General features: G+C 45.3%; 12 protein-coding genes. 11 read left to right on the top strand and 1 reads right to left on the bottom strand.

All coding sequences use genetic code 11. The features are described from left to right. Positions 1-89 precede the first annotated feature (89 nt). Complete coding sequence (locus F0P94_RS14085; protein ID WP_150904533.1) at positions 90-446, bottom strand: YraN family protein; 357 nt, start codon at positions 444-446, stop codon at positions 90-92. A gap of 114 nt (positions 447-560) precedes the next feature. On the opposite strand from F0P94_RS14085, the gene pgi reads away from it, so the two are divergent. From pgi to porM, 11 genes are all read left to right on the top strand, one after another. Beyond that, positions 561-2,252 carry a glucose-6-phosphate isomerase gene (gene pgi, locus F0P94_RS14090; RefSeq protein WP_191907050.1) on the top strand — a complete coding sequence of 564 codons (1,692 nt, stop codon included), beginning with the start codon at positions 561-563 and terminating at the stop codon, positions 2,250-2,252. Between the two features lie 27 nt (positions 2,253-2,279). Continuing rightward, positions 2,280-3,257, top strand: a complete 978-nt coding sequence (locus F0P94_RS14095) for a type I phosphomannose isomerase catalytic subunit (protein ID WP_150904534.1) — start codon at positions 2,280-2,282, stop codon at positions 3,255-3,257. 66 nt (positions 3,258-3,323) lie between these two features. Beyond that, positions 3,324-4,067 carry a lipoyl(octanoyl) transferase LipB gene (gene lipB / locus F0P94_RS14100; protein WP_150904535.1) on the top strand — a complete coding sequence of 248 codons (744 nt, stop codon included), beginning with the start codon at positions 3,324-3,326 and terminating at the stop codon, positions 4,065-4,067. Beyond that, entirely contained in the window at positions 4,051-4,455 is a 405-nt protein-coding gene (locus F0P94_RS14105; RefSeq protein ID WP_150904536.1) for a hypothetical protein, read from the top strand. The genes lipB and F0P94_RS14105 overlap by 17 nt, the downstream gene beginning before the upstream one ends. A 222-nt stretch (positions 4,456-4,677) precedes the next feature. After that, complete coding sequence (locus F0P94_RS14110) at positions 4,678-5,721, top strand: MraY family glycosyltransferase (protein ID WP_225307225.1); 1,044 nt, start codon at positions 4,678-4,680, stop codon at positions 5,719-5,721. Beyond that, positions 5,699-6,889, top strand: a complete 1,191-nt coding sequence (locus F0P94_RS14115) for a DUF4271 domain-containing protein (protein WP_150904537.1) — start codon at positions 5,699-5,701, stop codon at positions 6,887-6,889. The genes F0P94_RS14110 and F0P94_RS14115 overlap by 23 nt, the downstream gene beginning before the upstream one ends. Positions 6,890-6,944: 55 nt before the next feature. Further along, positions 6,945-7,739, top strand: coding sequence for a uroporphyrinogen-III synthase (locus F0P94_RS14120; RefSeq protein ID WP_150904538.1), 795 nt, complete (start codon positions 6,945-6,947; stop codon positions 7,737-7,739). 158 nt (positions 7,740-7,897) lie between these two features. Then, complete coding sequence (locus F0P94_RS14125) at positions 7,898-8,863, top strand: PorP/SprF family type IX secretion system membrane protein (RefSeq protein WP_150904539.1); 966 nt, start codon at positions 7,898-7,900, stop codon at positions 8,861-8,863. 201 nt (positions 8,864-9,064) lie between these two features. Then, positions 9,065-10,078, top strand: a complete 1,014-nt coding sequence (gene porK, locus F0P94_RS14130) for a T9SS ring complex lipoprotein PorK/GldK (RefSeq protein ID WP_150904540.1) — start codon at positions 9,065-9,067, stop codon at positions 10,076-10,078. A gap of 67 nt (positions 10,079-10,145) precedes the next feature. Next, complete coding sequence (gene porL, locus F0P94_RS14135; protein ID WP_150904541.1) at positions 10,146-10,934, top strand: type IX secretion system motor protein PorL/GldL; 789 nt, start codon at positions 10,146-10,148, stop codon at positions 10,932-10,934. A gap of 50 nt (positions 10,935-10,984) precedes the next feature. Beyond that, positions 10,985-12,568, top strand: a complete 1,584-nt coding sequence (gene porM, locus F0P94_RS14140; protein WP_150904542.1) for a type IX secretion system motor protein PorM/GldM — start codon at positions 10,985-10,987, stop codon at positions 12,566-12,568. Positions 12,569-12,584 lie beyond the last annotated feature (16 nt).

Raw genomic sequence — 12,584 nt, forward strand, 5'->3', positions numbered from 1 at the left:
TAAAGCAGTTTTTTCAAGCTGAATAGTACCGTTTTGGCTTAAACCTTTGCTTCTGATCTAATAATCAACAATTAACAATCAACAATTCTTCAATGAAAAGCATCTTCAATATGATGGATCTGGTAGTTGTGGTTCAGGTTGCCGGAAATGGCGATAATATCGAAACGGATGTCGTGCTGCCAGTTGTGCTGGTGAATGTATTCTTCGGCGGCTTCCAGAAATAATTGAATCTTACGGGCGCTTACAAATTCCTCCGGATAGCCATGCTTATCGGAGGTGCGGGTTTTAATTTCGGCAAAGACCAGGATTTTCCCGTATTGGGCAATAATATCCACTTCAGCCCTTTTATACCGGTAGTTGCAGGCCACAATGGTATAGCCTTTGGCCTGCAGGTAATTTGCCGCCAATGTTTCGCCGGATTCTCCCAGATTCAGGTGTTTGGCCATAAAGAAGCTGCCGCAGACTTTTATTTCCGGAAAGCAGCTTAACGCAAGATAAGAAAAATTCGTAGCCCAAATCTGCCTTAATGTTTCTATTTTTACCCTGTTAAAGGAATTAGCATGCTGAAGAACATAAACCCTGTAGAAACAGGTGCCTGGAAAAAGCTGGAGCGCCTTTACAATGCTATGGAAAGCAAACACCTGAAAACGTTGTTTGCCGAAGATCCCGAGCGCTTCAAAAAGTTTTCCCTTCAGTTTGAAAGTATCCTGATCGATTACTCCAAGAATATTCTCGATGAAGCGGTTTTAAATGCCCTTGTGGAACTGGCTGAGGCCTGCGAACTGGAAGATGCCATCGAAAAAATGTTTACCGGCGATACAATTAACCAGCTGGAAAACCGGGCTGTGCTCCATACCGCCTTACGGAACCGCTCCAACGAACCGGTTTACGCAAACGGAACGGATGTAATGCCGGAAGTAAACCGGATATTAGGTCAGATGCAGGAATTTTCCGGAAAAGTAATCAGCGGTGCTTGGAAAGGGTATACCGGAAAGCCCATAAAGTACCTGGTGAATATTGGGATCGGCGGCTCCGACCTGGGGCCTTATATGGTAACCGAAGCCCTGAAGCCTTATCAGAAAGAGCATCTGCAGGTTTTTTATGTGTCGAATATAGATAGCACGCACCTTATAGAAACCCTGAAAAAAGTAGATCCGGAAACCACGCTTTTCTTTATTGCCTCCAAAACCTTTACCACCCAGGAAACCATGACCAACGCCGCAACGGCCAGGAAGTGGTTTTTACAGCATGGTGGAACCGAGGAAGACGTTGCAAAGCATTTTGTGGCTATTTCTACGAATCGTGAAGCCGTAAAGGAATTTGGAATAGCAGGGGAGAACATGTTTGTTTTCTGGGATTGGGTAGGCGGCCGTTATTCGCTCTGGTCTTCTATAGGTCTTTCCATTGCCTGTACCATCGGGTTCGAAAATTTCGTAGCTTTGCTGGAAGGTGCCTACGCCATGGATGAGCATTTCCGGAAAACGCCTTTCCGGAAGAACGTTCCGGTGCTGCTGGGCCTGATCGGGATCTGGAACGTAAATTTTTTGGGCGCTCGTTCCGAAGCTATTTTACCTTACGACCAGTACCTTCACCGTTTCCCGGCCTATTTTCAGCAGGGGAATATGGAAAGCAACGGCAAGTCGGTAGACCGGAACGGCAATCAGGTAACCTACCAGACCGGTCCGGTGATCTGGGGCGAACCGGGTACGAACGGGCAACATGCTTTTTACCAGTTAATTCACCAGGGAACCCAACTGATTCCCTGCGATTTTCTGGCCGCGGCCACTACGCACAACCCGGAAGGCGACCACCACGAAAAGCTGCTGTCGAACTTCTTTGCTCAGACCGAAGCCCTGATGAACGGCAAAACGCTGGAAGAAGTAAAAGCAGAATTAAAAAAAGAAGGATTACCGGAAGAAGCTATAAAAGAGCTGGCGCCGTTTAAAGTTTTTACGGGCAACCGGCCAACGAACTCCATTTTGTACCAGAAACTCGATCCGCGTACCTTGGGAAGTTTAATTGCCATGTACGAGCATAAAATCTTCACCCAGGGCGTTATCTGGAATATCTTCAGTTTCGACCAGTGGGGCGTGGAGTTAGGAAAGCAGCTGGCCGGAAAAGTATTGCCTGAATTAAAAAATGACCTGGAGGTTTCTGCGCACGATTCTTCTACCAATGGCCTGATAAACGCTTACAAGGCCATGCGGGGAAAACCGGAGAACATCCGAATGGAATATAGTATGAACGCGTAGGCGTTTTGTTGTTGTTGAGTTGAAGAAATGATTGAACTGTACCCGCTTAAGTTTAAAACCATCTTTAAAGACAAGATCTGGGGTGGCGATAAAATTAAGACCATTTTACAAAAAGACTACAGCCCTTTAAAGAACTGTGGCGAAACCTGGGAAATATCCGGCATTAAGGATAATGTTTCGGTGGTGGCCGAAGGGCCGCTGGCCGGCAGGGCGTTAACAGATTTAATAAAAGAATATAAAAGCCGGCTGGTAGGAGAAAAGGTGTATGAAAGATCCGGCGAAGAATTCCCGTTGCTGGTAAAATTCATCGATGCCACCGAAGACCTGTCCATCCAGGTGCACCCCAACGATGCCCTGGCCCAGGAACGGCACCAGAGTTTAGGCAAGACCGAGGTCTGGTACATTCTGCAAGCCGATAAAGGTGCTAAACTGATAAGCGGCTTTAACCGCGAAATAAACCAGGATATTTACCTGAAGCATCTAAACGACAACGCCCTAGGGCAGATCCTGAACCAGGAGGAAGTGTCGGCGGATGACGTTTTTTTCATTCCGGCCGGCCGGGTACATACCATTGGCAAAGGCTTGTTACTGGCCGAAATCCAGCAAAGCAGCGACATTACCTATCGCATTTACGATTTCGACCGGACCGACGACACTGGCAAGAAGCGGGAACTCCATACCGAACAGGCTTTGGATGCGATCGATTACAAGCACTACAATTCCTATAAAACGGCTTACGAACCAAAGAAAAACGAAGCGGTACGCCTGGTAGAGAACCCGTATTTTACTACCAATGTACTTCATTTAGACCTTCCGCTGGCGCGTAACTACAAGGAATTGAATTCTTTCGTAATTTTGGTGTGCCTTAAAGGGCAGGCAACTTTAAAATATGGAACCGGGGAGATGCCGCTCAAAGCCGGCGATTCGGTTCTGGTGCCGGCGGTTCTTAAAGAAATTACCTTAGTTCCCGACGGCGATTTTAAAGTGCTGGAGTGCTTTGTGTAAGCGGGCGCTTAATGTATGATTTCCGGTTTATGCCTGAAAACGGTATCCGGATAAAAGAAAAAAGAAGTGAATTATCATCAGAATAAAGAAGTTGAATTTCTGCACCTTGGCAGCATCGATTACCAGGAAGCCTGGGATTTTCAGGAAAAATTATTTGCCGGTTTACTGGAGCTTAAAACGCTTAACCGGAAAGCGGTAGCTCCGGAAGAAGAAAAAGTAACGTCCAATTACCTGATCTTTTGCCAGCACCCGCACGTGTACACGCTGGGCAAAAGCGGCTCCGAAAACAACCTCCTTATAAACGAAGCCTTCCTCAAACAAAAAGGCGCTACTTTTTATAAGATCAACCGGGGCGGCGATATTACCTATCACGGTCCGGGCCAGTTAGTAGGTTATCCGATCTTCGACCTCGATAATTTCTTTACCGATATTCATAAATACCTGCGGCTTTTAGAAGAGGCCGTGATCCTGATGCTGGCGGAGTACGGCATTACGGCCGGCCGTATTCCGGGCCTTACCGGTGTCTGGCTCGACCATGAGCAACAGCTCCGGCCCCGGAAAATTTGTGCCATGGGCGTAAAATGCAGCCGCTGGGTAACCATGCACGGGTTTGCCCTGAACGTGAATACCGATCTGGAGTATTTTAATTATATTGTGCCCTGTGGTATAACCGATAAGGCTGTAACCTCTATGCAAAAGGAACTTGGCCGGGAAGTAGCCATGGCAGAAGTGGAAGAAAAGCTTTTAAAGCACCTTGCCGATCTTTTTGAAGCAACCATTAATGTAAAGGCCGATGAAAGAGCATATTGATTTCGAACCGGTGGAGGGGGTGGCTATTGCCATTGCCCAGGAAACCAATGAGCTGAACCAGGATATCTGGAATGTGTTCCTGATAAACAATAATCCGTTTCAGCTGGAAAACGTGATCGTAGTTTCGAAAGGCTATGGCCAGGTTGGCGGGGAGGATATTAAAACCTCTGTGCTACGGCACATGTTCGAGTTGGTGGAGCCGAAAAGTGCGGTGAAAATTGAGCCCATAGATCCGGAAATCTTTCATATTACAAACGAATACTGGGTAAGCTATTATATCGGTACCAAGATCTATGATAAAAAATACGTATTTGTACCTGAATCCATAATCCCGGAAAACCTCGTAGATATTGCCATCCTTCAGGCCAAAGGAATTCTGCACTACTAGCTGCTCACGAAAGGGGATTAAACCGGAATCGGGTTGGCTTTTAGCAGTTTAATGTACTTAATTCGGGGTTTTGGTACGATTACCGGCAATTTAAAACAGAAAGGCAGCGTTTGATTTCAGAATAAATTTTAAAAAAGAGCAGGATTATCCCTAAATAGATAATAAATTACAGGCGCAAGTACAGAAAGAAATCCAATTTCTTTACTTTTGCGAATTAGCACCATGATTATCCCCATCAACTATATTTTATCCTTCAGCTGGGCCTTTCTCATCGCAATTTTTGCGGTGCCTTCCATTATTTATGTGGCCCACCTTAAAAATATTCTGGACCAACCCAATTTAAGGACCGTTCATGAATCGTTAACGCCCCGGTTAGGCGGCGTGGCGGTTTTTGCCGGTTTTATGTCGGCCCTTACCATTTTCGGTAACCTGGGAAATGGCGTGCAGCAACTTTTAGCCGGTTGTATTATTCTTTTTTTCATTGGCTTAAAAGACGACCTGGTTACTATTTCAGCCTTTAAAAAATTCGTGGTGCAACTGCTGGCCACCGGCATTGTCATGTTTATGGCCGATATCCGGATTACCAGCTTTCAGGGAATTTTCGGAATTGAGGAGTTGCCGGTCGGCATTAGTTATGCTTTTACTTTCTTGGTAATTGTAGGGGTAACGAATGCTATAAACCTGATCGACGGCCTGGACGGCCTGGCCGGAACGATCGTTACTATAATTGCGGCCACTTTAGGCTGGTATTTTTATCAATACGGCGGCGATCGGTTCGGGAATTATGCCATGGTGGCCCTTTGCCTGATCGGAGGGATGCTCGGGTTTTTACGGTATAATTTTCACAAAGCCACTATTTTTATGGGCGATACCGGCTCGCTGGTGTGCGGTTTTATTGTTTCCATTCTCACCATTCAGTTCATTGAAATGCGGGCCGTAGAATCGTCGCCTAGCGTAGCATTGGGTATTCTGTTCGTGCCGCTTTTCGATACCTTAAGAGTATCGTTTATCCGGGTTATGAAAGGAATGTCGCCGTTTGCGCCGGATAAGAACCACATCCACCACCGCATTCTGGCCATGGGCTTTCAGCAGATAAGCACGGTGCTGCTGCTGGGCTTTATAAACGGGATCGTGATCCTGTTCGTGCTGAGTTTTTCGTCGTGGGGTAATTTATACCTGCTGGGCGCGCTGCTTGGTTTTTCTTTAGTGCTGAGTTTGTTTTTAGGTGTTTACAAGACCCGGGGTGCTCAGAGCCTTTCTTCCTGAAACTTCTTTTAAAAACTGGCTGGCAGGTATCCTGCTGCTGCTTTCCACGGGCGCTTTTGCGCAGTACCCTGACCGGGAGCCGGTAAGGGTAACTTCGTTCAATACGCTTTCCTCCGGCTGGCTGGTAAATGAGGGCCGGGCAAACCGGTTGGTGCCTTATGTAAAGGGGGGACACGAGGAGCGCCGGGCTTTTTACCAGTGGCTCGCTATTAAGCGCGATCAGCCCTTCGAGATTTCTTTTCCTGCCACCAATGGTCTGTGCCTTTTCCTGGATAACCGGCTGATCTTTAGGGCAGACTCCAGTGCTAATTATACCATCGATTTAACCAGTATTATACCTTTGCCGAAGCCGGAAGGGAAATACCTGTTTGCTGTCTGGAGCCCGAATGCGCTGCCCAATCTGGCCGGTTTTCAAAATTATCTGCCGGAAGAAAAGTACGACCCGCTCTATGCCAGCCAGACCGTAAACCTTAAGAATAAGCCCCGGCTGCTGCCCAACCAGAATGCTTTTATTATATTTCTGTTGCTTATTGGAGTTATTTACGGCAGTTTACGTACCAGTTTTCCGGTCGATTTTAATAGCGTTTTCAGGGTAGGGAGCCTTTTCCGGAAAACACCGCCTGAGGAAGGTTTTCTGGCTAAGCCGATCGGCAGCTGGTCGAGCTTCCTGTTTATTACGGCCTTTTCGCTTTCCTTTTCCCTGCTCATTGTGGCCATACATGCCAATATTCAGAACAGCTTTATTTTTAACCGGGTTTTCTGGCTCTCGGAATCGGATATTACCGCGCGTATTTTCTCGGATGCCGTTCTCATCTTAGGGTTTATTTTTCTGAAGTATGTGTTCCTGCGGATTATGGCTTATATTTTCGATGTGGGAGGGGTAGTATTATTGCAGTACCGGGAGTTTTTAAGAAGCATTTTATTTATGGGAATGTTCCTGCCCTTTGTAATGATGCTGTACCTGGCCTTTAACCACACCCACCCGGGAGTTGTGTTGTGGATTTCTACCCTGGCCGTTTCTACTTTGTTGGTAATTACTACTGTTCGGATTATTAATACTTTAAATAAAAAAGTCCCACTTCTAAATCTGCATTTATTTTCGTACATTTGCGCCACGGAAATAATTCCGCTTTCTGTAATGCTGAAACTGATCGTTTTTAATTACTGATCACCGGTTTTCGGCACAGAACCGTCCTTTTCCTATAAGTACTATCCTAATGAATATGGCTGAAAGTAAAGAAAAGCTGGGAACGAATAAGCACGCAAAGAAGATACAAAGCATCCTTGTTACACAACCTCAACCAGTAAACGATAATTCTCCTTACCTGACAATTGCAAAGAAATACGGTATTAAAGTCGATTTCCGCGAGTTTATTCAGGTAGAACCGGTGCCCTATAAAGAATTCCGGAAAGATAAGATCAATATTCTGGAGCATACAGCCATTATTTTTACCAGTCGCAATGCCGTAGATCATTTCTTTCGCATCTGCGCCGAGGCTAAAATAGAAATGCCGGCAGAAATGAAATATTTCTGCATTTCGGAACAAACGGCTTACTACCTTCAGAAATACATTGTGCTGCGCAAGCGGAAGTTGTTTACCGGCGAGAAAACGGCAGCCGATCTTTTCGATATTATCAAAAAGCATAAAAACGAAAAGTTTCTTTATCCGTGCTCGAACATCCGCAAGAACGATATCCCGGATTTCATGCACAATAATAATCTGAATTTTGCCGAAGCGGTAATCTACAAAACGGTGGCTTCTGATCTGTCTGACCTGGCCGAAGTGAAATACGATTGCATCGCCTTTTTCAGCCCGTCCGGAATCAGCTCGCTATTTATTAACTTCCCTGATTTTAAGCAGAATAATACCCGGATAGCAGCCTTCGGGCCAACCACGGCGCAAGCGGTAAGGGATGCCGGCCTGGAGCTCGATATTGAAGCGCCTATGCCAAATGCACCTTCCATGACCGGGGCTATTGAGATGTATATTCAGAAACATCACCCGCAAAAGAAATAGGTTTACCAATTATTTTAGGCGGTTAAGAAAAGATATTCTAAATTCGAATATCTTTTTTTTTTTGCTTTGGGTTTTGAACTAAATTTATTTAAATTTGAAACCAACTATACCACTGGTAGTCAGCTTAATTAAATTTAATAACATTTTTACCCAGTTCTATGAAAAGAATCTTATACGCGGTCATTTTTTTCTCCCTTTTCGCTGGTAGCAAAGCAATTGCTCAGCAGCAGCCACAATTCAGCCATTATGGCTTCAATGGCATGTATATTAGCCCGGGGTATGCAGGTATTAATAAAGCAACTGAAATCAATCTGATAGGCCGTTACCAGTGGTTTAACTACAAGGCAGACTTTAACGACGAAGGCGGATCTCCTAAAACGGCTCTGTTTAACGTGTCTATGCCGGTACGCGCCCTGAAAGGCGGTATTGGAGTGAACTTTGTAACGGAAGAAATTGCCTCTACCAAAATTACTTACGGCCAGCTTGCTTATGCTTACCACCTGACTTTAGGTAGTGGTACGCTCGGAATTGGGGTTCAGGGTTCTTACACCAATATCTCTAAAGGCGGAAGCTATCGCTACATAGACCCTTTCGATACTAAAATTCCGGTGAACAGCAGCGACGCTAAATTCGATGCCGGTGCAGGTTTATGGTACCAGGCTGATAAATTTTACGTTGGTGCCGGTCTGAATAACATTTTAGGCTCTAAGTATGAGTTCGAGACAGCCAGTAAGGATACTACCACATCTGTAACTGCCAATAAACATTTATATGCCACTGCCGGTTACAATATCGAAGCTTCCTCTTCGGTTGTGGTAACTCCTACGGTGCTCTTAAAACATGATCTGGAAAGCTCCCCGTCTTTCGAGGTTGGCGCTCGCGCAACATTCGATGGTAAGTACTGGGGCGGCCTGAACTACCGTCACCAGGAAGCTATTACCGGTATGGCCGGAATCAGTTTCCTGAAAGATAATGCCATGCGCGTTGGCTTAGCTTACGATTTTACAACAATCGGAAGAGAAGCAAAAGAAACCAGCTCTTACGAAATTATGCTTTCTTACCGCATTCCACAATCTCCACTGGCTACCAAGCCAGCAATCAGAACTCCTCGTTACAGCTTCTAATTATATAACGTAGGGGCGTTTCAGTTACGAAAATTAGCTTTTCTGAAAAGTATAATAAGCGAAGCTGTTTTCACGTTTTAAAAATAATTTCGGGTAAAGGGCAATTACTGTTGTATTTGATAATTGCCCTTTATATATTTGCTAATTAGTACAACTGTAACTATTTCCCATTACGACAAATTTTATTCTTTTTTAGTCATCATGAACAAATTCGTGAAATTGTCATCTGTGGCACTATTGGCCCTTTTAGGCAGCTGCGGTATGAAGAAAGGGCCTCAGGGCGATGTAGTTGGTGCTGCAGACAGACCACAGTTTAACCCACAGGAGGTTCCTTTTGGCATGGTTCCATGCCCGGGCGGTACCTTTCATATGGGCCAGACCGACGAAGATATAGCGGCATCCATGGCTAACCTGAACAAGCAGGTTACAATTGGTGGCTTCTATATGGATGAGACGGAGATCACTAATAACGAATACCGTCAGTTCATGGATGCTATCCGCCAGGATTCAATCGATGTACTGGGAGAAGAATACGTAATGACGGAACTTTATCCGGATACTACGGTTTGGGTAAGAGACTTTACTTACCACATGGGCGACCCGTTAATGGAATATTATTACACGCACCCGGCTTTTGATGACTATCCGGTAGTGGGTGTAGACTGGTTTGCCGCTAAATATTTCTGCGACTGGAGAACTAAATTAAAGAATACTTACAATAAGGATAACGGCATGGCGCCAATGCCTAATTTCCGTCTTCCTTCCGAAGCGGAATGGGAATATGCAGCTCGCGGCGGTCGCGATATGGCAGCCTTCCCTTGGGGAGGTCCTTACCTGCGTAACTCCAAAGGCTGTATGCTGGCAAACTTCAAACCAGGCCGCGGCGACTATTATAGCGACGGCTATACTTACACTGGTCCGGTAGGCGCTTATTTCCCGAACGATTTTGGTTTATACGATATGTCAGGCAACGTGGCTGAGTGGTGTGAAGACGCTTACTATGATGCAGCCGTACCGGTAGTTTGGGACTTGAACCCGACCTATTACAATGACAAGGAGCCACGGAAGATCGTACGTGGCGGTTCCTGGAAAGATATTGCTTACTTCCTGGAAACCGGTACCCGTAATTTTGAATACCAGGATTCTGCCCGTTCTTACATTGGCTTCCGCAGCGCAATGATTTACCTGGGCCGTTCTTCCGGTAATGAATTTTAATAGAATTAAACAATCTATATTTTAAAACTTAACTTTCATCACTTTAACAATTAAACACTCTTAAACAATGAGCAAAAAAGGCGGCAGTTTCCTGTTTGACGTATTAATGCCAAAAATTTACGGTATTGGTGCAGCAATCGTAATCGTAGGAGCACTCTTCAAAATCCAGCACTGGGAAGGTGCAGGTGTAATGCTTACAGTAGGTCTTTTAACGGAGGCCGTTATCTTCTTCTTAAGTGCATTCCAGCCACAACCACACGAACCGGATTGGGCACGTGTATATCCGCAGTTAGCAGATGATTACCAAGGCGACGGTATTGCTTCACCAGCTTCCGGCGGTTCTTTAACTAAAAAACTGGATGACATGCTGAAAGAAGCAAATGTTACTCCGGATGCTATCGGTTCTTTAGGCCAGGGCTTAAGCCGCTTAAGCGCTACTACTGCCCAGATGGCAGACCTGAGCGATGCAACTTTAGCTACTGACGAGTACACCAGCAAAGTGAAATCTGCTGCTAACTCTTTAGAAAGAATCAACGAGGCATATTCTCATACAGTAGAAGCTATCACCCAAATGGCTGGTGCTACTACCGATGCCCGTGAATATCATGAGCAGGTTCAGAACGTGACTAAGAACTTAGGTGCACTGAACGCAGTTTATGAAATGGAACTCCAGGATGCCAACAACCACCTGAAATCTATGAACAAGTTCTACGGCAGCCTGAGCGCCGCTATGGAGAACTTAACCGATGCCAGCAAAGATACTGCGCAGTTCAAAGACGAAGTTGCTAAGTTAACCCAGAACTTAAGCTCTTTGAACAACGTGTACGGCAATATGCTGGCTGCAATGAGAGGTTAATCTCATTATAAATTCATAGACTCAGTTTTAATTTAAAATAAGGAATTACTATGGCTGGAGGAAAAGAAACACCTCGGCAGAAGCTGATCGGTATGATGTACCTGGTACTCACCGCTCTGCTTGCGCTACAGGTGAGTTCAGCAATTATACTTAAATTCAAGTTTCTGGACGACAGTTTAATGACTGTGAATCAGAAAACGAACAGCAACAATGCTGATATTAAGAAAGGCATTGAGGCTGCAGTAGCCAAAGCAGGTAACCGTGCTGCCGATAAAAAAGTAGTTGATGAAGCTACCCAAGTTCGCGAAGAAACTTCTAAGATCATTAAGTATCTGAACGATACCCGCGATATGCTGATCAAAGAAGCCGGTGGTATGGAAAACGGTAACTATAAAGATCCGAGTGCGGAAGATAAAGTTGCCATTAAAATGATCGGTGCTGATAAAGGCAAAGGCGAAGCTTATAAAATGAAAGATAAGCTGAACGCTTACACCGAGTTCATGAAGAAGTACAACCCGAACATGCCTAAGCTGGCCATCGACGCAAAAGAAGATCCGATTGCAAGCAAAGATGAAAACCAGCGTAGCAAGGATTTCGCGCAGTTAAATTTCGAAGCCACGCCGTTAACGGCTGCTTTAGCGGTAATTGCCCAGAAAGAAAGCGAGATCCTGAAGTATGAAGCCGATGTGCTTTCTTCTTTAGCAGGTAAAGTTGGTGCAGACATCATCAAGTTCGATAAAATATTTGCAATGGCGCGTGCAGAATCTAAAACTGTAGCAGCTGGTACCAAATATAAAGCGGACATGTTCATTGCTGCTTCTTCCAACGCGATCACACCAACAATGACTTACCAGGGCCGCCCGATTAAAGTGGAGAACGGTATGGGTAAAATCGAATTTACTGCCCAGGCTGGTAACTACGACAAAGAGGGTGTTTCAAAACAGCAGTGGACAGGTCAGATCCGGATCAACAATAATGGCCGTGACACTACCTTTACTGTAAAAGAAGAATACTTCGTTGCTAAGCCGGTAATCCAGGTGCAGTCTGCCTCCGTTCAGGCGCTTTACCTGAACTGCGGTAACGAACTTAATATCCAGGTACCTGCTTTAGGCGCAACTTATGATCCATCTTTCAGCGCTACCGGTGCTGCTGTGGTAAAAGGCGCTACTAAAGGTTTAGTTACCCTGGTTCCAAGTGCAAAAGAAGTTACGCTGAACGTTAGCAGCGGCGGAAATAAAATCGGATCTGAAAAATTCCAGGTTCGTTTAATACCAAAGCCGGAAATTGTAGCGTTAGCTAACGGTAAACCAGTAAACGAAAAGCAGGGTATGGCTGCTCCGGGCCCACGTAGCATCACAATGAAGGCTATTCCGGATGAAAGCTTTAAAAACTTCCTGCCGAAAGATGCCCGTTACCGGGTATTCAAATGGGAAGCGTTTCTGGTTAGAGGTAGAAAAGCAGTTGCTCAGGAAACCTTTAGCGGCGAAGTTGCTAACCTGACCTCTTTTGCTGCAATAGCTAAAGAAGGTGACCGTATCTCGATTGAGGTGAAAGAAGTAAAACGGATGAACTTCCGTAATACTGTAGAAGATGTAAATATCGGAACGAGAATTATCAATATCCCTTTGAACTAATTACCTGAAGGTTAGC

Origin of the sequence: Adhaeribacter soli (genome assembly GCF_008727925.1) — a bacterium.
In the GTDB taxonomy this organism is placed as follows: Bacteria; Bacteroidota; Bacteroidia; order Cytophagales; family Hymenobacteraceae; genus Adhaeribacter_A; species Adhaeribacter_A soli.